The following is a 22,737-nucleotide window of genomic DNA, read 5'->3' as shown; positions in this document are numbered from 1 at the left end:
CGCGCGGCGTTGGATCAGGCCGCCGCTTCGGTCGCGACGACTGTCGGCTTCGCGCGGAAGTTCAGCCGGTCGGAACCAGACGTGACCTTGACAGTCGAGCCGTCGAGAATCTCGCCGAGCAGGATCTTCTCCGCCAGCGGGTCCTGCAGTTCCTTCTGCATCACCCGCTTCAGCGGCCGCGCGCCATAGGCCGGATCGTAGCCCTTGGCCGCCAGCCACTCGATTGCTTCGTTGTCCAGCGACAGCGTGATCTTGCGATCGACAAGCAGGCTTTCCAGCCGCTTGAGCTGGATCTCGACGATGCGGTCCATGTCCTTGCGGCGCAGCCGGTGGAACAGGATCACCTCGTCGACGCGGTTGAGGAACTCCGGCCGGAACGACGCCTTGACCACATTCATCACCTCGTCGCGCACGGCGTCGACATCCTGGTCTTCGCCGAGATTGACCAGATATTCGGCGCCGAGGTTCGACGTCATGATGATCAGCGTGTTGCGGAAATCGACCGTGCGGCCCTGGCCGTCGGTCAGACGCCCGTCATCGAGCACCTGCAAGAGCACGTTGAAGACATCGGGATGCGCCTTCTCGATTTCGTCGAACAGCACGACCTGATAGGGCCGGCGCCGCACCGCTTCGGTCAGCGCGCCGCCCTCCTCATAGCCGACATAGCCGGGAGGCGCACCGATCAGCCGGGAAACCGAGTGCTTCTCCATGAACTCCGACATGTCGATGCGCACCATGGCGCTGTCGTCGTCAAACAGGAAGCTTGCCAGCGCCTTGGTCAGTTCGGTCTTGCCGACACCCGTCGGTCCGAGGAAGATGAACGAGCCGATCGGCCGGTTCGGATCCTGCAGCCCGGCGCGGGCGCGCCGTACCGCCTTGGAAACGGCCTGCACCGCCTCGCCCTGGCCGACGACACGCTTGCCGATCTCGTCTTCCATGCGCAGCAGCTTGTCGCGCTCGCCCTGCAGCATCTTGTCGACCGGAATGCCGGTCCAGCGCGAGACGATATGGGCGACGTGGTCGGGCGTGACCACCTCTTCGACCATGCCGACCTTGCCGTCCTGGGCTTCTGCCTCCTTCAGCTTCTTTTCCAGTTCCGGGATCTTGCCATAGGCAAGCTCGCCGGCGCGCTGGAATTCACCCTTGCGCTGGGCAATGGCGAGGTCGTTGCGCGCTTCGTCGAGCTGCTTCTTCAAGTCGGCGGCAAGCCCGAGCTTCTGCTTCTCGGCCTGCCACTTGGCGGTGATCTCGGTCGACTCCTCCTCGAGGCCGACAAGTTCCTTTTCCAGGCGGGCAAGCCGGTCCTTCGAGGCCTCATCCGTCTCGACCTTCAGCGCCTCACGTTCGATCTTGAGCTGCATGATGCGGCGGTCGATCTCGTCCAGTGCCTCGGGCTTGGAATCGACCTGCATCCTGAGCCGCGAGGCGGCTTCGTCGACCAGGTCGATCGCCTTGTCCGGCAGGAAGCGGTCGGCGATGTAGCGGTTGGACAGCGTCGCCGCCGCCACCAGCGCCGAGTCGGAGATACGCACCTTGTGGTGCTGCTCATACTTCTCCTTCAGGCCGCGCAGGATCGAGACGGTGTCCTCCACCGTCGGCTCGTCGACGAAGACGGGCTGGAAACGGCGGGCAAGTGCGGCATCCTTCTCGACATGTTTTCTGTACTCATCGAGCGTGGTCGCACCGACGCAGTGCAGTTCGCCGCGTGCGAGCGCGGGCTTCAACAGGTTCGACGCATCCATGGCGCCATCCGCCTTGCCGGCGCCGACCAGCGTGTGCATCTCGTCGATGAACAGGATGATCCCGCCAGCGGCGGAGGTCACCTCCGAAAGCACGGCCTTCAGCCGCTCCTCGAATTCGCCGCGATATTTGGCGCCGGCGATCAGCGCGCCCATGTCGAGCGCCATCAGTTGCTTGTCCTTCAGCGATTCCGGCACGTCGCCATTGACGATGCGCAGCGCCAGGCCTTCGGCGATCGCCGTCTTGCCGACGCCCGGCTCGCCAATCAGCACCGGATTGTTCTTGGTGCGCCGCGACAGCACCTGGATGGTGCGGCGGATCTCGTCGTCGCGGCCAATCACGGGGTCCAGCTTGCCGGCGCGGGCATCAGCCGTGAGATCGCGCGCGTACTTCTTCAGCGCGTCATAGCCCTGCTCGGCACTCGCCGAATCGGCGGTGCGGCCCTTGCGGACATCGTTGATGACCTGGTTCAGCGCCTGCGCGGTGACGCCGGCCTTGGCCAGGATGTCGGCGGTCTTGGCCGACTTCTCCATGGTGAGCGCCTGCAGCAGCCGCTCGACCGTGACGAAACTGTCGCCGGCCTTCTTGGCCAGTTCTTCCGCCGTCGAGAACACCTTGGCCAACGGCTGCGCCAGATAGAGCTGGCCGTTGCCGCCTTCGACTTTCGGCATCGCCTCGAGCGCCGTCTCGACGCCAAGCTTGACGTCGCGGATAGCGCCGCCGGCGCGCTCGATCAGCGACGCGGCCAGGCCCTCGTCATCATCGACGAGCACCTTCAAAATGTGTTCGGGGGTGAATTGCTGGTGATTGCGCGAGAGCGCCATGGTCTGTGCGGATTGGATAAAGCCGCGCACGCGCTCTGAGTATTTCTCAAGGTTCATATCTGTCTCCTTCCATCACCGGCCCGCTTTGCGGCACCGGATCAGATTGCGGTGACGGACCCGCCCATTCGAGCCGGATCCTGTTCAGCCGAGATATGGTGCATGGGCCATGCCGTCTCAAGACGCCTTGATATCGGTCAATGCATAATATTCCACGTCAGCCCAAACGAAAACGGCGGAGATTTCTCCCCGCCGTTCAACGTCTTGAAATGCTGTTCGATCAGTTGTCGATATCGACAATCACCGGCTCGGCATTGCCGCTGTCGACGGGGCTGGCCGCCACCTCGCCCGCATCGGCGTTGTCGCTGCCGCCATCGACCTGATCGGCGTTTGTGCGCGGGCGGCGCGGACGGCGCGGGCGACGGGCAGCACCGCCCTCGGCCGCGGCCTCGTTGAGCTCGGCCTGGGCGGCAAGAGCCGCCGGCGAGAAACTCTCGAACAGCGGAGCCGGCTCGGCTGCCGCAACGATCTCGACCGGTGAAGTGGGCTCTACCTGTGCGTCTGCCTGGACCGGGGCCTCGTTGCGCTGCTGGCCACCTTGATCGGAGGATGACGCAAAGTCGCGCTGGCCGTTCTGGCCGTAGCCGCCATTGGGGCGACGATCACGATGGCGCCCGCCATTGTTGTCGCGGCCGTTGTTGCGCCCACCATTGTCGCGCCCACTATTGTCGCGCCCACTATTGTCACGCCCACTATTGTCACGACTGTCGCGACCGCCTTCCCGGTTCAGGGCGACCTCGGCAGGCATGCCTTCAATGACCGGCTGCGGACCGGCGCCATGGTTGGCCACCGGGGCCTGGGCATCGGAAATAGTGTTGCTGTTGTTGCCGGAATTGTCGAAGTCGTCACGATCCTCGTCGCCGTCATCGTCGAAATCATCGCGATTCTGTTGCGCATTCTGGATCGGCATCTGCGCCTGCGCGGCGGCAATGATGCGATTGTAGTGTTCGGCGTGCTGGAGGTAGTTCTCCGCCATGACCCGATCGCCGGAGCTGTGCGCGTCACGGGCCAGGGTGGCGTATTTTTCGGCGATCTGCTGAGCCGATCCACGGATCTTCACGTCCGGGCCGTTGCTCTCGTAGTTGCGCGTCAGGGGATTCGGTCCCTTGCGGTTGTTGTTGTTATTATTGTTGTTGCCACCGCCGCCGCCACCATTGTTGTTGCGACCGCGCATGCGCCTGTTCTGCTGTTGTGGCCTCATTCGACTCTCTTCATTTTGAAATTTTTGAAAACTCGTCACGAACGGTGGCGCTCATGCAGCCAGCCGTTTGGTTTCTTCACCGGCGTTCGCCCGCATCAATTGCGTTGGCGCCACGTGCCATCCTGTTCCGGTTACATCACTTGCCGGACGATTCCCGCACGAAGCTTGGGCGTCGTTTGCGCAAGAAGGCAGCTATTTCCAAGGAGGACCGAATCGCTAAGAGCACTGCCTGCTTCGTCTCATCCGGTTGCGGCGACCCTAGCCGCATTCCCTGGTATTGCCAAGCGGTTTTTTCGCAGTGCGTCAAGGCTTATCCCCATTGAAAGACAAGAACCCTGTCGTTTCCGCCGAGATCGCGGAAAGCAGCGGCTGATGCATAACCTGCCGCCTTGAATATATCCGTAACCTCGTTGCGTTGCGTGTGGCCGATCTCGACCGCAATCCTGCTTTCGGCTTCAAGAAACCGTGCCGCCTCGGCGGCAATGATCCTGTAGGGGTTCAGCCCATCCACACCGCCATCCAAGGCCAGGCGTGGGTCGAAATCGCGGACCTCGTCCTGCAGATTTCCAATGTCTTGCGATGTTATATAGGGAGGGTTTGCGGCAATTACATGGTATCGGCCGGAAACTTTTTCGAACCAGTCCGACTGCAGTGCCGTGAACCGGTCGCCAAGCCCGAGCTGTCCGGCATTGCGGGCTGCCGTTGCCAGCGCGCCGGCGGAAATGTCGACACCGGTGGCGGTCGCAGCCGGTACCGCACTCAGCAGCGCCAGCGCGATGGCGCCCGTCCCGGTGCCGAGATCGAGGATGCGGCAGGCGCCTTCCCGCGCGGCCATTGCCTTGACGAAAGGCAGCACCGCCTCGACCAGCGTCTCGGTATCCGGCCGCGGCTCCAGCGTTTCCGGCGACAACGACAGACGCAAACCGTAGAATTCGCGGTAGCCGAGGATGCGATGCACCGGTTCGCCGCCGGCTCGCCGTCTCAGGGCGGCGTCGATCGCGGCGATGGCCTTCCTGTCGACCGTGAGTTCAGGGTCGGCAATGGCCTGCGTACGCGTCGTACCGGAAAAATGTTCGACGATCAGCCGCGCGTCGAGCGCCGGATCGTCGACCGCGGCCGCCGCAAGCCTGGCCCGCGCTTCCCGCAGCAGCGGCGCCAGCGCCTCGGGCAGCGGGTCAGCCATCAAGGCCGATATCGGCCAGCAGCTTCGACTGGTGATCGGCGATTAGCGCGTCGATGACTTCGTCGAGCTCGCCCATCATCACCCGGTCGAGCTTGTAGAGCGTCAGGTTGATGCGATGGTCGGTGACGCGGCCTTGCGGAAAATTGTAGGTGCGGATGCGCTCCGAGCGGTCGCCGGAACCGACCTGGGACTTGCGCGATTCCGAGCGCTCCTCGTCCGCCTTGCTGCGCTCGAGATCATAGAGACGGGCGCGCAGGATCTGCATGGCCTTCGCCCGGTTCTGGTGCTGCGACTTTTCCGCCTGCACCACCATGATGCCGGTCGGCAAATGGGTGATGCGCACTGCCGAATCGGTGGTGTTGACGTGCTGACCGCCGGAGCCCGAGGCGCGCATCGTGTCGATGCGGATGTCTTCGGCGCGGATCTCGATGTCGACCTCTTCGGCTTCCGGCAGGACGGCGACGGTCGCGGCGGAGGTGTGGATGCGTCCGCTGGCCTCGGTCGCCGGCACGCGCTGCACGCGGTGCACGCCGGATTCGAATTTCAGATGGGCAAACACCCCCCTGCCGGAAATGGTGGCGATGATTTCCTTGAAACCGCCGGCGTCGCCGTCACTGGCCGATACGGTCTCGAACCGCCAGCCGCGCTCGGCGGCATAGCGCTCATACATGCGAAACAGGTCGCCGGCGAAAAGAGCGGCTTCATCGCCGCCAGTGCCAGCACGGATTTCGAGGATGGCGTTCTTGTCGTCGGCGGCATCCCTGGGCAGCAGAAGGACCTGAATGTCCTTCTGCAGCGCCTCGATGCGCTCCTCCACCGCGGGCAGATCCGCCTCGGCGAGCGCCCGCATCTCGGCGTCGGTGCCCTTGTCGGCGAGCATCGCTTCGAGGTCGGCCTGCTCATGCTCGGCCGAGCGCAGTTCCCTGACCTTGGCCACCATGTCCTGCAGTTCGGCATATTCCGACGCCATTTTCACATAGGCATCCGGCGCCGGTCCGGCCGACATCTGCGCTTCGAGCATCTCGAAACGCTTGACGACTTGATCCATCCGATCGCGGGGCAAATTGACCATGATGAAGTGCCCTACAACGGGATCGAACGATCGTCTGCGAAGGCTTGCAGCAGCGCCCGCATCGGCAACCCTTGCGCCGGCGCCATCAGATTGTCGTCGAAGAACGCCGTCAGCTCATCCAGCGGCAGTTCCGTCAGCATCGCCTTGACCGGGCCGATCGAGGCCGGCGACATCGAGATCGAACGGAAGCCGAGACCGATCAGCGCCATGGCCGAGATCGGCTTGCCGGCCAGTTCGCCGCACAGCGTCACCGGCGTGTGGTTGCGGATGCCGGCATCGGCGATCTGCTTGAGCACACGCAGGAACGGCGCCGACAGCGTGTCGAAGCGGTTGGCCAATTGCGTGTTGCCGCGATCGACCGCCATGACGAACTGGAACAGATCGTTCGAACCGACCGAGACGAAATCGACGGCTTTCATCAATTCGTCGAGCTGGAACAGCAGCGACGGCACTTCCAGCATGGCGCCCAGCTTGAGGCTGGTCGGCAAATGATGGGCAAAGCGCGAGAGATGCCGCACCTCGCGATCGATGATCTCGCGCGCCTGGGCGATCTCGCCAAGCTCGGTCACCATAGGCAGCATCAGCTTGAGCTCACGCCCGCCGCTGGCCTTCAGCAAGGCGCGGATCTGGGTGCGCAGCAAACCGGGCCGGTCAAGTGTCAAGCGGATCGCCCGCCAGCCAAGCGCCGGGTTCTCTTCCTGGATGGCACCCTTGAAATAGGGCAGCACCTTGTCGCCGCCAATATCGATGGTGCGGAAGGTGACCGGCTTGCCGCGCGCCGCCTCGAGCACGTCGCGGTAGAGCTTTTCCTGGGCCTCGGCGCGCGGAAAGGTCGAGGCGACCATGAACTGCAATTCGGTGCGGAACAGGCCGATGCCCGCGGCGCCCGCCTCGGCAAGCTGCGGCAGGTCGACGGCAAGCCCGGCATTCATCAAGAGATCGACCTGCACGCCGTCCCGGGTCGTCGACGGCTTCTTGCGCAGCTCGCGATAGACCTCTTGCCGGCGCGCGCGGAACCGCACCTTCTCGGCATAGGCGGCTTCGAGATCGGACTGAGGCCGCAGATGGATCACGCCCTCTTCGCCATCGACGATGATGGCGTCACCGTTTTCCGCCATGGAAACGGCGCCCTTCATCTGGCCGGCAACGGGAATTCCCATGGCCCGCGCGACGATGACGACGTGGCTGGTGGCTGCGCCATCCTCGAGCACCAGCCCGCGCAATTTGTCGCGGGGATAGTCGAGCAGCTCGGCAGCGCCCATCGAACGGGCCACGATGATGGCGTCCTTCGGCAGCGAGTTGGCGACATCCTCCGGCCCGCGCCCCATCAGCTGGCGCAGCAGCCGGTTGGCGAGGTCGTCGAAATCGCTCATCCGCTCGCGCAGATAGGGGTCTGTCATGTGCAGCATGCGGGCGCGCATGTCGCTCTGCACCTTTTCCACGGCCGCTTCGGCCGTCAGGCCGTTGCGGATCGCCTCTTCCAGGCGCCGCACCCAGCCGCGGTCATTGGCGAACATGCGGTAGGCTTCGAGCACCTGGCGATGTTCGCCCTCGAAGGCGACGTCGCGGCGCTCCAGCATGTCATCGATGGAGAGCCGCAGCGAGCCCAGCGAAGTCTCGAGCCGTCGGACCTCTTCCTCGCTGTCCTCGTTGAAGAGATTGGTGACGACGATGCGCGGCTCGTGCAGCACGACATGGCCAAGCCCGACGCCATCATTGAAGGACAGGCCGGTGAAGCTGACAGGCCGGCGCAGGTCGAGTTCGAGGCCAGGCCGGGTCAGCCGTGCCAGATCGCCGGTGGCGATCATCTCCGCGATGACCATGGCGGTGGTTTCCAGCGCCTCGACCTCGTCATCGCGGTAATGGCGCATGGTCTTGTTCTGCACGACCAGCACGCCCAGCGTGCGCCCTGCCCTGAGCACCGGCACACCAAGGAAGGAATTGTAGATCTCTTCCCCGGTCTCCGGCAGATAGGCGAAGGCCGGATGCTCCTGCGCGTTGGACAGGTTGAGCGGCCGCGCGCTGGCGGCGATCGTGCCGACAAGGCCTTGCCCGAGACGCAGCTGCGCCAGGTGGACGGCGTTCGGGTTCAGACCCTCGGTGGCGTAGAGCTCGAGCACCGAATCGGCGCGCAGCACGTAGAGCGAGCAGACTTCGGCGACCATGTTGGAGGCGATATCGCGCACGATCCGGTCAAGCCGCTCCTGCGGCTCCAGCGGCTCCTGCATGAGCTCGCGGAGCCGTTTCAGCAAAACGCGCGGGCCACTGGCCTGGTCACGCATCGCGGCTTCTTCTCCAATGGGCATATTGCCCGCCGCAGTTTCCACTGCGACCGGCGCACACGCAACAACTCAAATCGTTCTCGCTACTGCTTATCCAGACCGTAGACGGAATGCAAAGTGCGAACCGCAAGTTCAGTGTACGGACCGTCGATCAGTATCGAAATCTTGATCTCGGAGGTGGTGATGGCGCGGATATTGATCGCCTTGTCGGCTAGCGCCTTGAATGCGGTGGCGGCGACGCCGGCATGGCTCCTCATGCCGATGCCGATGACCGAAACCTTCGACATGCCGGCTTCCGACTGCACGACATCGTAGCCGATCTCGGCTTTCAAGCGCTCCAGCACGACAAGTGCCTTGTCGACATCTCCGGAAGGCACCGTGAAGGTCATGTCGGTGAACTTGCCGTCCTCGGAGATGTTCTGGACGATCATGTCGACATTGATGTTGGCCTCGGCCAGCGGCCCGAAAATGCCGGCGGCGACGCCTGGACGGTCGCCGACGCGGCGCAGCGAAATCTGGGCCTCGTCCTTGGCGTAGGCAATTCCGGTGACGACCTGCTGTTCCACGATCTCTTCCTCGTCGCAAATGAGCGTTCCCGGTGGATTGAGCAAATCCCCCATTCCGGGCGCGTCGGGATCGTCGAAGGACGACCGCACGAAGGTACGCACCCTGTGCACCATGGCAAGCTCGACCGAACGCACCTGCAGAACCTTGGCGCCGAGCGAGGCCATTTCAAGCATTTCCTCGAACGAGATCTTGGCCAGCCGCCGCGCCTTGGGCTCGATGCGCGGATCGGTGGTGTAGACCCCGTCGACGTCGGTGTAGATGTCGCAGCGGTCGGCCTTGACCGCCGCGGCGATGGCGACCGCGCTGGTGTCGGAACCGCCACGGCCAAGCGTGGCGATGCGATTGTCCGGTCCGATGCCCTGGAAGCCGGCGATGACGGCCACCTGCCCCTCGCCGAAGCGCTTGATCAGGAAGGCGCCATCTATGTCGAGGATGCGCGCCGCGCCATGCGCGTTGTCGGTCTTGATCGGGATCTGCCAGCCCTGCCAGGAACGCGCATGCACGCCCATGTTCTGCAAGGTTATGGCAAGCAAGCCCGCCGTGACCTGTTCGCCGGAGGCGACGACCGCGTCATATTCGCGTGCGTCGTGCATCGGCGAGGCCTCGCGCGTCCAGCCGACCAGTTCGTTGGTCTTGCCGGCCATCGCCGAGACCACCACCGCCACCTCATGGCCGGCGTCGACCTCGCGTTTGACGTGACGCGCCACATTGCGGATGCGGGCGATGTCGGCGACGGAGGTTCCGCCGAATTTCATCACGATACGCGCCATGGAAGCGAAATGCCTTTGACTGAAGCCGGCCTGGAGCCGAAAACGAAAGAAAGCGCCCGGCTGGCGCCGGCCGCTGAATGCGCGGCCTCCTTAGCCAAATGCTTTCGGTTTCGCAAGGCTGGCGGCGGAATGCCGGCTCAAGAAGACGGCATATTGCCTTCCGGGGCCGTGCCGCTTACCAAATGCTGCCCGCGGGGAATTCCTTTTGGTTCAGCATAACAGATGATTGCTCGTCTTCGACGCGCCATGCGATTGCAATCGCTCCCGCTTGCCGTCGGCTTCGCCGTGCTGGCGCTGATCGTCGGCACCCGCGCTCTGCTGGTTGAAGGCCAGAGGGCCAACCGTGCCGCCGCGCGCGAGACAATCGAATACCAGGAACAGCTTTCAGGGCTGCTTTCATTGGCGCAGGATGCCGAGGCCGGCCAGCGCGGCTACCTGCTGACCGGCGAGAAATCCTACCTCGAACCGTACCAGAAGGCTGTCGATGCGATCCCGGGGCAACTTGCCCGCATCGATGCCATGACCTCATCCAACGATCAGCTTGCCCCGCAGGTCAGCCACATCAAGGACGCGCTAGCGCAAAAGCAGGCTGAACTGGCGGAAACGATCGCTCTCTACGACAAGGGCGACGCGACGGGGGCCTTGCAACTGGTCCGCAGTGGCCAGGGCAAGGCCGCGATGGATGAAATCCGCGCCAGCATGGATACGATCCGGCGCATCGGCGCCGCCGACATCGCCGCGCGCGACCAGCACACCGACCAGGTCGAGGCCTGGCTGCGGATCGGTTCGCTGGCGGCCCTCATCGCGATCTTCCTGCTCGGCGCCTACACGATCCGCCAATCCCGCCGCCGCTTCCGCGAGGTCGTCACCGCCCAGGAAGAGCTGATGCGCAAGAACATCGAGCTCGGCAGCGAGATCCAGACACGTGAAAAGGCCGAATCCCAGATACGCCAGATGCAGAAGATGGAGGCCGTCGGCCAATTGACCGGCGGCATCGCCCACGATTTCAACAACATGCTGGCGGTGATCCTGAGCGCCATGAACCTTGCCCAGCGCAAGCTGAAGCGCGGCGAGAACGATATCGAGAAATTCATCGAGGCCGCGACGGACGCCGCGACCCGCGCGGCCAATCTGACCGGCCGGCTGCTTGCCTTCTCCCGTCAGCAACCGCTGGCGCCGCAGGTGGTCGACACCAACCGTCTGGTGACCGGCATGTCCGACCTTCTGCACCGTGCGCTCGGCGAAGGTGTCCGCATCGAAACGGTGCTGGCGGGCGGCCTGTGGAAAACCCACGCCGACCCCACCCAGATCGAGAACGCAATCCTCAACCTGGCGGTCAACGCGCGTGACGCGATGGGCGAAGAGGGTAAGCTGACCATCGAGACCGCCAACAGCCATCTCGACGACAGCTACGCCGCCACCCATGCCGAGGTGATCGCCGGCCAGTATGTGATGATCGCGGTCAGCGATACCGGTGAGGGCATGTCGGCGGACGTAATGGCCAAGGCTTTCGAGCCTTTTTTCACCACCAAGCCGGTCAACAAGGGCACGGGACTTGGTCTGAGCCAGGTGTTCGGCTTCGTCAAGCAGTCGGGCGGCCACGTCAAGATCTACTCCGAGCCCGGCGAAGGCACGACGATCAGGATCTATCTGCCGCGGTTTTTCGGAGCTGAGGAGCCGGCAGCGCCCGCCGGGCTCGGCAAGAACCCCGCCAAGGTCACCGAAACGATCCTCGTCGTCGAGGACGATGTCCGCGTGCGGGCCGCCACGACAGACGCCATGCGCGAACTCGGCTATACGGTCATCCACGTTGGCAGCGGCCAGGAGGCCCTTCAGAAGCTGGCGGAGACCCCTGGCATCGCCCTGCTTTTCACCGACATCGTCATGCCGGTGATGAACGGCCGCAAGCTCGCCGAGGAAGCGGTCGCGCGCCAACCCGGCCTGAAAGTCGTCTTCACCACCGGTTTCACCAGAAATGCCGTCGTCCACAACGGCGTGCTCGACCATGACGTGCACTTCCTGGCCAAGCCGTTCACCATCGAGCAGCTCGAGGCCAAGCTGCGCGACGTGCTGGACGCGAAACGATAGCTGGCGCCCTCTGGCGGATGTTGCCGTCAGGCAGCCATGACGCCATGCGTGCCATCGATCCCGCCAGCGTCGACATGGGACATGCCGAGCTCCTTGTGTCGAGTTAACCCACGCTTTGGTTGGCAGTGGGGAGGTCCCATTGGGGATCGGCCCTGCCCAATCCGGCAACGACACGGTCGCGACCGTCCGCTTTTGCCTGGTAGAGCGAACGATCCGCGGCGTTGACGATTTCGGCCCATGACGCGCCGAGTTCCGGGAAGGCGGACACGCCGAATGAGGCCGTGATGGTTCCAAGCGTGCGGCCACGATGCGCCAGATGCAGTTGCTTGATCGCCTTGCGCAGCGCCTCTGCGCGCTCGGCGGCATCGGCGAGCGACGTCCCCGGCATCATCAGGGCGAATTCCTCGCCGCCGTAGCGTGACACCACGTCACTTTCCCTGGCGTGGTCGAGCAGCGTGCCGGCGACCTGCTTGAGGACGAGATCGCCGGCTTCATGGCCGAACGTGTCGTTGAACTGCTTGAAATGATCGACATCGAGCATGATCATCGCCAGGGGCTGTTCGGAACGCTCCATGCGTCTCAGTTCGCGACTGCTTGTTTCCTCGAGATAGCGGCGGTTGTAGAGCCCGGTGTTCGGATCACGGATCGATTGTTGCCGCAATGTTTCGCGCAGGCGCAGATTGGCCAGCGCCAAGGCCAGTGTGTCGACGACACCGCGCAGGATCTGTTGCCGCTTGGTCAGCCAGTCCGGCTTGTCAGTGGCGTCTGGTTCGCACAGATGCACGATGCCAAGCGTCTCCCCCTGCGCCGCCAGAGGCATGCAGACATAACCGCGGCCGCCATTCTCGGTGATGTGGTTGCAGCGCGGCGTCAGCATGCCGGGGCCGGCAACATGCTCCTGGCCGCGCCGCAGCGCCCAGCAATCTTCCGGCGCAAACTGGCCAACGCTCGAACGCACAGTGCCCCAATGCGCCATTTCCTCGACCAGATTGCGCGAGGCGCTGGTCAGATGCACGGTTCCGCTCAATCCGCCGAAGAAATCGGGCATGGCCGAGCCGACCACGGAAAATGCCTCCTGGAAGGTGACGCACGCCAGAAGCAGCTCGCCGAGCTTGACCAGCCGGGTCGTTGCCTGGGACGTCTCCTTCAGTTCGCGGTTCAGCGTCGCCAGTTCCTCGGCGCGATCGCTGACCGCCCGCTCGGCGCTGCGCAACTCGCTGATGTCGCTCAGCGTCAGCACGATGCCGCCGTCGGAGCGATTGAGCGGATTGCAGCTCGCAATCACCGGCAGGTACGATCCGTCCGGCTTTGCCAGGCGCACCTCGGCCTGATGCCCCCGGCCCGTGGTCAGCGCCAGTTCGATCGGGGATGTTGCCTGCGACAGCCGGTCTCCCGACAGTCCGCGCATGTCGAGGATCGACGGCCAATCCTGCCCCTCGATCCTGTCGTTGCGCCGTCCGACGATCTCGGCGGCTGCCGGATTGACCGAGACGATGCGGCCACCGCCGTCGATGACGACAATGCCCTCGGCGACGGTGCGGACAATATCCTCGATATAGGCCTTCTGTTCGACGAGTTGCCCGCGCGAGGATTCGAGCTCGGCTGCCATGCTGTCGAAGCCTCGCGCCAACTGGCCGAACTCGTCATTGGAGGTCAAGCCGACACGTGCCCCGGCGTCGCCGCGCGCCAGCGATTCGATACCGCGGTTGAGGCCGGAAAGACCGGCGCCAAAGCCGCGCAGCAACAGGAAAGCCGAGAGCGCGGAAATGAGCACGGCGGCCGCGGTGCACAGACCGACAAGCCAGAGCATGCTGTTGGTGCGCTGTTGGGCGGCGTGCAGCAGCGGCGTGTACTCGAACAGCACCGCGCCGACCGTCTTGCCAGGAGCATCCTTGATCGGCACCGCAACCAGGTTGATCGGCTCAGCTACATCGCCGCTGTCTTCGATGAAGTCGCGTGGCGCGCCATCCTCGATCGTCCGACCGACTTCATTGCCGGGATCGTGGCGGTACGGTGTGCTGATATTTTTTTCTTCGCCTGGGACATCGGCAAGGATGACCTTGTCGTGATTGACGACAACGAGATCGCGTTTCGAGTCGCTGTGCTGCGATTTCACGAATTCGCGCAGCGCGTCTGCCCTTTCGAATAAGGAATGCGGCGCATCGGAAGCCTTGAAGGCAATCGCGTCGGCCAATTGCCGCCCAACGCTTGTCGCCTCGGCCACTGCGGCGGATCTGGTCAGTGACATCTGGGAGACTATGGCAATGCCACCCACCAGGCCGATCAAAGCCGCGGCGCTCAACAAGGTGGCAACAATCTGGGTCTTGATCCGCACCAAGCCATCCCAATCAATGGGAGGGCAATGTATATGCCGAATCCCGATCGTGCTTCAGGAAACCGCCAACCTCGTAAATTTGACGTTAAGGAAACCTGATCAGCCGCCATCTCCAGGAAGACCCTCGGCGCGAGGAATTCAGCACGGCGCTCGTGCCCTGACAGAACGGACCGCCCTGTCAGCACAGGAAAATTGTTGCCTTGACTTTCCGGCTCCCACGCCCGACTTCCTAGCGCTCTGAAGCAATTCCAGGAAAAGTGTGAAACGGTTTTCCGTCCGGAATTGCGACAAATCAAAGAGCTCTAGGAGACCAACCTATGCCTGAGCCCCGACGATCGACGATCGATGCCGGAGAAGTAGAACGCTTTTCCGCCCTTGCCGCCGAATGGTGGAACCCGAACGGCAAGTTTCGTCCGCTGCACAAATTCAATCCGGTCCGGCTTTCCTATATCCGCGACCAGATAGCGGCGCGCTTCGGCCGTGATCCGCGCGCCGCGCGGCCTTTCGAGGGCCTGCGCATCCTCGATATCGGCTGCGGCGGCGGCCTGTTGTGCGAGCCAATGGCGCGGCTTGGCGCAGAGGTGGTCGGAGCGGATGCCTCCGAAACAAACATCGAAGTCGCGAAACTGCATGCGGCCGAAGGCAATGTCAGCGTCGACTACCGCGCCACGACGGCCGAGGACCTTGCCGACGCCGGCGAGACATTCGACGTCATCCTCAACATGGAAGTGGTCGAGCATGTCGCCGATATCGACCTGTTCGTCGCCAAATGCGGGCAGATGGTCCGCCCCGGCGGCATCATGTTCGTGGCCACCATCAACCGCACGCTGAAGGCGCTGGGCCTGGCCATCATCGGTGCTGAATATGTGCTGCGCTGGCTGCCGCGCGGCACCCACCAGTTCGGCAAGCTGGTGCGCCCGGAAGAACTGGAAAAGGCGCTGGGCGGCGCCGGCCTGACGATCATCGACCGCACCGGCGTCACCTACAATCCGCTTGCCGACCGCTGGGCGCGGTCGAAAGACATGGACGTCAACTACATGGTGCTGGCGGAAAAAGGCTCGGTCTGACCGACCGCACTTTCCCTGAATTTGCTCCAGGATGTGCTGAGATCCTGGTCATGCCGAATCGAGCGGCCGGTAGCCGCCGCGCCAGTAGACAAGCGCCTGGCCGGCATCGTGGGTGCGCACCGCTTCGACCGAACCGATGACGATGGAATGCGTGCCGCGATCGATCATCTCGTCGAGGCTGCAGTCGAAGGCGGCCACCGCGTCCGAAAGCAGCGCGGCTCCGGTCTTCAGCGTCACCCATTCGGCGCCCTCATAGCGGTCCTTACCCTTGATGCCGCCAAAGCCGGAGAACCGCTCCGCCACGTGCTGGTGCTGGGGCCCGAGCGAATTGACGCCGAAATGCCGGTAGCGTTCGATCACCGGCCAGGTCGATGACGATCGGTTGACACAAGCGATCACCTTGGGCGGCTCGGCCGACAGCGAGACCACGGAAATGACGACGAGGCCGGAACGGTCGTCACCGACACCGGCGGTGATGACGCTGACATTGCCGACGATGAGCCGCATGGCGGCGCGGAAGTCGGCGACACTGACCGGACCTTCTGTCATGGACCGCCTCTTGCCTTCTTTGCTATGCCGCCGACCGCATCGCGGCCGGCGCGATGCGGATGCCTCTCTGTTCGAGAATGGGTAGCACGGTGTCGCGGAAATAGGGGAATTCCTCGACATAATCGACAAAGGACAGCGTCGAGCCGCGAAAGCCTGCCGCATGCAAGGCGGTGATCCCGTCGGCGACCTGCTCGGGGGTGCCGGTGAGCGGGAAGCCGCCATGGCCCGCCGCCATGCGGTCGCGAATGAGCGCCAGGAGATCATGCGGAAACGACTGCGCATGGGCGAACTGCAGCCGCACCAGATTGTCGACCGCCGCCCAGTCGGCATTGGCGCGGCCGAAATGCTCAAGATAGTCCGTGGCTTCCTTTTCGGTCGGCCGGCAGACGACATGGGCGAAGGTCAGCACGTCGACATCGCTGCCGGCGGCCCTCGCCTGCTCCTTCAGCGCAATGATCTCATCCTTGGAGCGCGCCAGGTCGATTGCCGGCGTGAACAGGAAATCGGCGTTGCGGATCGCGAATTTGCGGCCCTCTTCCGATCCGGCGGCGTTGAGGATCGGCAGCCGCGAGGACGGGCGCGGGTCGCCTAGAACATTCTTCAGCTTGAACCAGGTGCCGTCCCAGTCGAAGGCCTCCGAGCGCTCCCACAACGCCCGGACGATATCGAACCATTCCTGCGCATAACTGTAGCGCGTGACATGGTCATCGGGCAGCGTCAGCCCAAGCGCTTCATATTCCGGCTTGTTCCAGCCGGCGACGATGTTGAGGCCGATGCGGCCGCGGCTGATCTGGTCGATGGTCGCCAGTTGCTTGGCGACGACGACGGGATGGTTGGCCGCGGTATGGGTGGTGGCGAAAACCGTGATGTTGCGGGTGAGCGCCAGAAGCCCGGCCGCCCAGGTGATCGTCTCCAGTACATTGCCGTGGAAATTGGTCTCGCCGCCATAGCCGATCCAGCGCGCGATCGGCAGCATGAAGTCGATGCCGGCCTCGTCGAGCAGATGCGCCAGCCGCACATTGTTGTCCCAGGAACTGACCCAGCGCTCGGGCACTTTGGTGACGGTCATGCCGCCGGAGCAATTGGACGCGAAGGTGCCGAGAAAGAAGGGCTGCACATGAGGCGCAGTCTTGTCGAGCATGCTCATGGGTGACGTTCTCCTCATTTTTGCTTATAATTTATGATAGAAAGTCTATCATAAAACCATGTAGACGCAATCACCGGGATCGGCGCATGCTGATGGCGGGGGACAGGCAGATGAACGATCGGCGCAAATCTCTGGAAACACAGGCCGAGCTGCTGGATCGCGGCTGGCATCTGGCGCGCACGCCGCTGGAAATCGACGTCACCGAAGTCGAGTACGCGCTGATGCGTTCCTACGAGGCGTTCGGCCATTGGCAGGCCGAGTGCCTCGCCACGGTGATCGAGTTTTCCGCCAGCGGACCCGAGAACGCGCTGCTCCACATCATCCGGATGAACGATCGCCCGAAAAGCGTGCGCGATCTTGCCCAGATGACCAACCGTGACGACATTCCCAACATCCAGTACAGCCTGCGCAAACTGCTCAAGGGCGGTTTGATCACCCGCACCGGCAGCGGCAGGGCCGGTGTCACCTATGAAGTGACGCCGCTCGGCCATCGCGTGACCGAGCGCTATGCCGACATCCGCTCCGTCCTGCTCATCGATGCGGTGACGCGCATTCCCGAAATGGCCGACAAGCTGGAGGATGTCGCGCGCACGCTCGAACTGATGACCGGCATCTACGAACAGGCGGCGCGCGCCGCCGCCACGCACCGCCGCCGGCATCCAAGGCCGGAGCCCGGCGGCGACGACGGCGCGGACTGAACCCTGGCGTCCTCAGGCTTTCTGGTTTTGCGCCTTGGTGGTGATGAAGACGCCGACGGTGATGATGACGGCGCCGACCCAGGTCAGCAGCTGATAGTGCTCGCCAAGGAAGATCGTGCCGGCAAACAGCCCGACGGCGGCCGCCACATAGCCGATCTGGCTGAGATAGACCGGGCCGCCGACCGCCTGCAGCCGGAAGAAGAAGGCGAACATCGCCGACGCCGATGCGACCTGCGCGACGACGACCAGCGGCACGCCGCCGAGCGGAACGAAGGCCTTGATGCCAAACAAAGCGAGGATGCCGGCCAGCAGCAGCGTCGCCGACGCCAGATGGCTGCCGACGGCAAGCTCGATCGGGCCGGTGCCTTCCGGCCAGTCGACGGTGCGGTAGATGTTGCCGGCAGCAAGGCTGACCGGGATCAGCAGTCCCATCACCACCCAGAACAGGTCCGCCGGCTGGCCGGCCTCGCCGCGCGTCACCGCCACCATGACGGCGCCGACGAAGCCGACAGCGATGCCGACAATGCCCAGCATGTTGGGACGCCGGACACGCAGCAGGATCGAGAACACCAGCGTGATGACAGGCGAAAGCGTGAACATGATGCCGGTATAGCCGGCGCCAAGGTGCGGAATGGCCGAGAACATCAAGAGATTGGGGGCGGCATAGGACACGGCGGCCGTGACGAAGAAATAGCGCAATTTGTGCGGGGTGAGCCGGATGCGCTCGCCGCGTGCCAAGAGCACGCACAAAAGCACGCCGCCGGCGCCGAGCGAGATGACGAAGGCCCAGACCATGGGCGGCACACCGGCGGCCGTGGCAAGCTTGCCGAAGGGCAGCGTCAGGCCAAGCAGGCCGCCGGTGACGATCAGCAGGCCGAGCGCCGATTCCCAGAGAAATTTCATCGGATTGTCCCGTCACTCACTTGCGAAATGTGGCACTTGCGGCTTGGCCGGTTCTGCGTCTTGAGGTAAGATAACGCAAAGATTCTTAACGTCAAGATATTTAATGGTGAGACAGTGGACAGGGCAGCGCGAGCGATCGAGCAGTGGAAACGGGAGCGGCCGGATCTTGATGTCTCGCCGATGGGCGTGCTCGGGCGACTGAACGAGGCGTCTTCGCTGATTGCTCGCGACCGCCTCGCCCCGCTGTTTGCCCGCTACGGGCTGCAGGCCGGCGAGTTCGACGTGCTGGCGACGCTGCGCCGCTCCGGAGCCCCTTACGCGCTGACACCGACCGCTCTCTACGAGGCGACGATGGTGACATCGGGCGCCATGACCAACCGACTCGACCGACTGGAAAAGGCCGGATTGACCCTGCGCGGCCCACACCCCAACGACCGGCGTGGCATTGTCGTGCAGCTTACCGAGAAAGGTCTGGCACTGATCGACGAGGCCCTGACCGCCCACGTCGCCAACGAGCACGAAATCCTCGCCGGCCTGAGCGACACCGAACGGGAGGCGCTTTCACGTCTGCTTGAGAAACTGATCGGCAGCGTGAGCTGACAGCTCAGTTGCGGTCGTCCGGAAACACCGGGATCGGCATGAACTCGACACCATCCTCAGCGAGGCTCTTGGCCTCGTCGAGTGTCGCCTCGCCATAGATGCCGCGTGCGTCGCTCTCACCGAAATGGATCTTGCGCGCTTCCTCGGCGAATTTGTCGCCGACATAGTCGGCATTCTCGCGCACCTTCTCGGCCATGGCCTTGAGCTGCGCCAACGCCTGCTTCTGCGCCTCGCCCATGGCCAGCGCTATGGTTTCCTGCTTGCGCGCCGTGGAGACAGCGGGCGCCATCAGGGCCTTCTGCACCTTGTGCGAGCCACAGCTCGGACAATCGACGAAGCCACGCTTCTTCTGGGTGTCGAAATCGTCATTGCTGCGAAACCAGCCCTCGAACTCGTGCTCGTGCTCGCAGATCAGGGCAAAGCGGATCAAGAGGCAGCACCCCGGAGACGCGGCGCCTCCACTGCACCGGCATTGATGGTGAAATCCCGGGCATTCTTCAAATTGGGGATCTTCTTGCGCGCCGCGAGCGACTGCGCCGGGTCGATCTCGGCCACGATCACCGCGGGCTCGTCATGCGCGGCTTCGGCGATGATGCGGCCCCAGGGATCGACGATCAGCGAATGGCCAAAAGTCTCGCGGCCGTCCTCGTGCAGGCCGCCTTGCGCGGCGGCGACGACAAAGGCGCCGTTCTCGATGGCACGCGCTCTCAGCAGCACATGCCAGTGCGCCTCGCCGGTCTGGCGGGTGAAGGCGGCGGGCACGGTCAAAACATCGGCGCCGGCCAGCGCCTCGGCGCGGAACAGTTGCGGGAAACGCAGATCATAGCAGACCGCAAAGCCCAGCCTGGCGCCGGCGACCTCGGTTACGACGGCCTCCGTGCCTGGTTCGTAGGCGGCGGATTCGCGCCAGGACTCGCCATTGTCGAGATCGACGTCGAACATGTGGATCTTGTCGTAGGTGGCGAGCACAGCACCATCCGGACCAAACAGCAGCGCCCGGTTGGCGAGCTTGCCGTCGGCGCGCAGGATGGCGGTCGAGCCGATATGCAGGAAGACGCCGAGTTCGCGCGCCAATCTGCGTGCGGTCGCGACGATGATGTCCTTGTCTTCGGAGGTGAACGAGGCTGCACGCGCTTCCTTGTCGCGGATCAGCGCCCCGGTCATTTCCGGCGTCTGGATGTAGTTCGCGCCCTGGGCCGCCGCTTCACGCACCAGCCGTTCGAGATCGACCGCATTGCGCTCCGGGCTCTCGCCTGAACGCATCTGGATTGCAGCCGCCTTGAAAACACCCATCATCATACCCTCAAATCGTCGCGCCGTTGGCGAGCAGTCTGTCCAGCCGGCCTCCGGCCTCCAGCTCGTGGAGGTCGTCGCAGCCGCCGACATGCGTGTCGCCGATGAAAATCTGCGGAAAGGTCGTACGCCCGTGCGCCTTGGAAATCATCTCCTGGCGCAGTTCCGGCGAAAACGAAGCGTCATGCTCGGTGTAAGTGACGCCCTTGCGCTCCAGCAACCGCTTGGCCGCCGTGCAGTAGCCGCACATCATGCGCGTATAGATCGTGACATCGACCATGACGAATTTCCGCTTTCGTTGCCGACTTATATAGTCGCGGACTCGTCCGCCCGGAAGTCCCCCGGCAACACACGCGCAAAGGTCAGCACGTCGACGGCGGCCGCACCTCCCCTTTTCAGCGCCTTGGTGGCCGCGCGCACGGTGGCGCCCGTGGTGTAGACGTCGTCGATCAGAAGCACCCTGCGGCCGGCGATCTCGATTTCCGCCTCGGCCGGCACACGAAAGGCGGCGCGCACATTCTCCTCGCGCTCCTGCCGCTCCAGCCCGACCTGCTGGCGGGTGAGTTTGACACGCCGCATGGCGGAAGGCGCGAAAGACAGCCCGCTGAGCTCGCAAACCCCGCACGCCAATTCCGCCGACTGGTTGAACCGCCGCCGGAAAAACCGCCGCCAGTGCAGCGGCACCGGCACCACCACATCGGCCTCGGCGATGAGATCGGCGCCGGCGCGCACCATCCAGCGTGCCATCCAAGGGGCGAGATCGGTGCGATCCTGGTATTTCAGCCCTTGCACCATCTGGCGGGCAACGCCGGAATAGGCGACGGCTGCCCGCGCCCGCTCGAAGGGCGGCGGATCGGCGATCGCCTCCGCCGACAGAAAGCCCTCGCCCATATGATGGGTGAAGGGCGTGCCCATCACCGGGCACCAGGGACGCTCCAGCAGCCGCAGCTTCGGCCAGCAGGCGCCGCACAGCACGCCGGGCTGCGAGACATGCCGGCGGCAACCGGCACAGACCGGCGGAAACAGGATGCGCGCCGGCCAGCCGAGAGCCGAGCGGGTGAGGTTCCTGATCCCGATGGACTTGATCTCTCGCATCGGATCGGCCACGTGGTTGGTTCTCCGCGCTAGCATACCAACTATATCAGGGCGGGGACAAACAAGGATGCGCCCGTTGCAGCCGATAATGGATACCGATCTCTGGCTGGCGCACAAGCGGCGTGCGCTCACGCATCCGGTCGACGGTGCCGATTTCCTCATGAACCGCGCCGCCGAGGACCTTGCCGACCGGCTGGGCGCCGTCGAGCGCCGGTTCGGCAAAGCGGCGGTGCTGTTTTGCCAGACGCCGGCCGCGGCCGATGTGCTCGCCGCGAGCGGCAAGGTGACGGAGATCGCCCGCGTCGAGACGGACGCGGTTTTCCTCAATGGTGCCGACGGCCTGGTCGCACCGCTGGAAACCGTGCCGTTCGAGCCGCAAAGCCTCGATCTGGCGGTGTCGCTTCTGTCATTACAGGCGATGAACGACATTCCCGGCATGCTGATCCAAATCCGCCGCGCGCTGCGGCCGGATGGGCTCTTCCTCGGCGCCTTTGCCGGCGCCGGCACGCTCACTGAATTGCGCGAGTGCCTGCTTGCGGCCGAGACCGAACTCTATGGCGGCGTCAGCCCGCGCGTCATCCCCTTCACCGACGTGCGCGATGCCGGTGCGCTGCTGCAACGCGCCGGTCTCGCTCTGCCGGTCGCCGACGTCGAGACCGTGACGGTGCGCTATGCCAATCTGTTTGCCCTGATGGCCGACCTGCGCGCCATGGGCGAAACCAGTGCGCTCGCCGATCGCAGCCGGCGGCCGGGCACACGCGGACTGTTTGCCCGTGCCGCGGAAATCTATGCCGAGCGGTTTTCCGACCCCGATGGTCGGATCCGGGCAAGTTTCTCGATGGTCTGGATGTCTGGCTGGGCCCCCGATGCGTCGCAGCAGAAACCGCTGAAGCCGGGTTCAGCCAAGGTCTCGCTAAAGGCTATACTGGAGGGTTCCGACGAACACTGATGCATGTCGCCCAAAAGTGACCTCGGTTTTGGGAAGACGACATGCACAGCGACGCGCTTCAGGCGCCCGTCGCGATTGCGGTCAAGGCGAGGCGAAGGCGTTCGAAAGCCTGCTGGTGTTGTCGCTGAACAGCCATGTGATCGAGTTGAAGACCTGGCCGATGCCGCCGATGATCGTCAGCGACAGCACACAGACGATCAAGGCGTATTCGACGGCCGTGGCGCCGGTCTCGTCCGTCAGAAAACGCAGCAGCATTGTTTTCATAACCTCGATCCCCCTTGCCAGGACCTTACCGCCGATCTGTTAAGAAAGGTTAA

General features: G+C 64.0%; 20 protein-coding genes. 5 read left to right on the top strand and 15 right to left on the bottom strand.

The window, feature by feature from the left end; genetic code table 11:
- Positions 1-14: 14 nt before the first annotated feature.
- The 6 genes from clpB to AC0V7N_RS10225 all read right to left on the bottom strand — a co-directional run bounded on the left by clpB (position 15) and on the right by AC0V7N_RS10225 (position 9,696).
- Entirely contained in the window at positions 15-2,621 is a 2,607-nt protein-coding gene (clpB, locus tag AC0V7N_RS10250; RefSeq protein WP_475456985.1) for an ATP-dependent chaperone ClpB, read from the bottom strand.
- Positions 2,622-2,841: 220 nt separating this feature from the next.
- Positions 2,842-3,822, bottom strand: a complete 981-nt coding sequence (locus tag AC0V7N_RS10245) for a DUF4167 domain-containing protein (RefSeq protein WP_475456983.1) — start codon at positions 3,820-3,822, stop codon at positions 2,842-2,844.
- 310 nt (positions 3,823-4,132) lie between these two features.
- Positions 4,133-5,005, bottom strand: a complete 873-nt coding sequence (prmC, locus tag AC0V7N_RS10240; RefSeq protein ID WP_496627822.1) for a peptide chain release factor N(5)-glutamine methyltransferase — start codon at positions 5,003-5,005, stop codon at positions 4,133-4,135.
- Positions 4,998-6,077, bottom strand: a complete 1,080-nt coding sequence (gene prfA / locus AC0V7N_RS10235) for a peptide chain release factor 1 (RefSeq protein ID WP_475456981.1) — start codon at positions 6,075-6,077, stop codon at positions 4,998-5,000. The genes prmC and prfA overlap by 8 nt, the downstream gene beginning before the upstream one ends.
- Positions 6,078-6,088: 11 nt before the next feature.
- Positions 6,089-8,359: a phosphoenolpyruvate--protein phosphotransferase gene (gene ptsP, locus AC0V7N_RS10230; protein ID WP_475456979.1), complete on the bottom strand. Its 2,271-nt coding sequence runs from the start codon at positions 8,357-8,359 to the stop codon at positions 6,089-6,091.
- A gap of 83 nt (positions 8,360-8,442) precedes the next feature.
- Positions 8,443-9,696, bottom strand: coding sequence for an aspartate kinase (locus AC0V7N_RS10225; protein WP_027041672.1), 1,254 nt, complete (start codon positions 9,694-9,696; stop codon positions 8,443-8,445).
- 246 nt (positions 9,697-9,942) lie between these two features.
- On the opposite strand from AC0V7N_RS10225, the gene AC0V7N_RS10220 reads away from it, so the two are divergent.
- On the top strand, positions 9,943-11,784 hold the full coding sequence (locus tag AC0V7N_RS10220) for a CHASE3 domain-containing protein (protein ID WP_475456975.1): 1,842 nt from the start codon (positions 9,943-9,945) through the stop codon (positions 11,782-11,784).
- A 103-nt stretch (positions 11,785-11,887) separates the two neighbouring features.
- Here AC0V7N_RS10220 and AC0V7N_RS10215 read toward each other — a convergent pair whose 3' ends face one another.
- Complete coding sequence (locus AC0V7N_RS10215; protein WP_496627821.1) at positions 11,888-14,119, bottom strand: diguanylate cyclase; 2,232 nt, start codon at positions 14,117-14,119, stop codon at positions 11,888-11,890.
- A gap of 317 nt (positions 14,120-14,436) precedes the next feature.
- On the opposite strand from AC0V7N_RS10215, the gene ubiG reads away from it, so the two are divergent.
- Positions 14,437-15,186 carry a bifunctional 2-polyprenyl-6-hydroxyphenol methylase/3-demethylubiquinol 3-O-methyltransferase UbiG gene (ubiG, locus tag AC0V7N_RS10210; protein WP_027031212.1) on the top strand — a complete coding sequence of 250 codons (750 nt, stop codon included), beginning with the start codon at positions 14,437-14,439 and terminating at the stop codon, positions 15,184-15,186.
- Positions 15,187-15,234: 48 nt separating this feature from the next.
- Here ubiG and AC0V7N_RS10205 read toward each other — a convergent pair whose 3' ends face one another.
- Both AC0V7N_RS10205 and AC0V7N_RS10200 read right to left on the bottom strand, forming a co-directional pair.
- Positions 15,235-15,735: a flavin reductase family protein gene (locus AC0V7N_RS10205; RefSeq protein ID WP_475456967.1), complete on the bottom strand. Its 501-nt coding sequence runs from the start codon at positions 15,733-15,735 to the stop codon at positions 15,235-15,237.
- A gap of 22 nt (positions 15,736-15,757) precedes the next feature.
- On the bottom strand, positions 15,758-16,882 hold the full coding sequence (locus AC0V7N_RS10200) for an LLM class flavin-dependent oxidoreductase (protein WP_475456965.1): 1,125 nt from the start codon (positions 16,880-16,882) through the stop codon (positions 15,758-15,760).
- A gap of 110 nt (positions 16,883-16,992) precedes the next feature.
- Between AC0V7N_RS10200 and AC0V7N_RS10195 the strand changes: the two genes are divergently transcribed.
- Entirely contained in the window at positions 16,993-17,580 is a 588-nt protein-coding gene (locus AC0V7N_RS10195) for a winged helix DNA-binding protein (protein ID WP_475456963.1), read from the top strand.
- Between the two features lie 12 nt (positions 17,581-17,592).
- Here AC0V7N_RS10195 and AC0V7N_RS10190 read toward each other — a convergent pair whose 3' ends face one another.
- Positions 17,593-18,483 (bottom strand): DMT family transporter, encoded by an 891-nt coding sequence (locus AC0V7N_RS10190; RefSeq protein ID WP_475456961.1) that lies wholly within the window; start codon positions 18,481-18,483, stop codon positions 17,593-17,595.
- A 114-nt stretch (positions 18,484-18,597) separates the two neighbouring features.
- Between AC0V7N_RS10190 and AC0V7N_RS10185 the strand changes: the two genes are divergently transcribed.
- The gene (locus AC0V7N_RS10185; protein WP_475456959.1) at positions 18,598-19,083 is read left to right on the top strand and encodes a MarR family winged helix-turn-helix transcriptional regulator; all 486 of its coding nucleotides are present in this window, start codon (positions 18,598-18,600) and stop codon (positions 19,081-19,083) included.
- Between the two features lie 4 nt (positions 19,084-19,087).
- Here AC0V7N_RS10185 and AC0V7N_RS10180 read toward each other — a convergent pair whose 3' ends face one another.
- From AC0V7N_RS10180 to AC0V7N_RS10165, 4 genes are read right to left on the bottom strand one after another with little or no spacing between them, the layout of a single operon-like run.
- The gene (locus AC0V7N_RS10180; protein WP_475456957.1) at positions 19,088-19,513 is read right to left on the bottom strand and encodes a DUF1178 family protein; all 426 of its coding nucleotides are present in this window, start codon (positions 19,511-19,513) and stop codon (positions 19,088-19,090) included.
- Positions 19,510-20,376, bottom strand: a complete 867-nt coding sequence (locus AC0V7N_RS10175; protein ID WP_496627820.1) for a nitrilase-related carbon-nitrogen hydrolase — start codon at positions 20,374-20,376, stop codon at positions 19,510-19,512. Before AC0V7N_RS10175 ends, AC0V7N_RS10180 begins: the two co-directional genes overlap by 4 nt.
- A gap of 10 nt (positions 20,377-20,386) precedes the next feature.
- Entirely contained in the window at positions 20,387-20,656 is a 270-nt protein-coding gene (gene grxC, locus AC0V7N_RS10170; RefSeq protein WP_475456955.1) for a glutaredoxin 3, read from the bottom strand.
- Positions 20,657-20,682: 26 nt separating this feature from the next.
- Positions 20,683-21,483: a ComF family protein gene (locus tag AC0V7N_RS10165; RefSeq protein WP_475456953.1), complete on the bottom strand. Its 801-nt coding sequence runs from the start codon at positions 21,481-21,483 to the stop codon at positions 20,683-20,685.
- A 64-nt stretch (positions 21,484-21,547) separates the two neighbouring features.
- Between AC0V7N_RS10165 and AC0V7N_RS10160 the strand changes: the two genes are divergently transcribed.
- Positions 21,548-22,420, top strand: coding sequence for a methyltransferase domain-containing protein (locus AC0V7N_RS10160; protein WP_475456951.1), 873 nt, complete (start codon positions 21,548-21,550; stop codon positions 22,418-22,420).
- An 81-nt stretch (positions 22,421-22,501) separates the two neighbouring features.
- On the opposite strand, the gene AC0V7N_RS10155 is transcribed toward AC0V7N_RS10160, so the two are convergent.
- On the bottom strand, positions 22,502-22,684 hold the full coding sequence (locus AC0V7N_RS10155; RefSeq protein ID WP_475456949.1) for a Flp family type IVb pilin: 183 nt from the start codon (positions 22,682-22,684) through the stop codon (positions 22,502-22,504).
- Between the last annotated feature and the right edge of the window lie 53 nt (positions 22,685-22,737).

The sequence above is a fragment of the Mesorhizobium kamtschaticum genome, assembly GCF_056174585.1.
The sequence above is the reverse complement of the archived record's forward strand: the minus strand, read 5'-3'. Positions and strand labels throughout refer to the sequence as shown.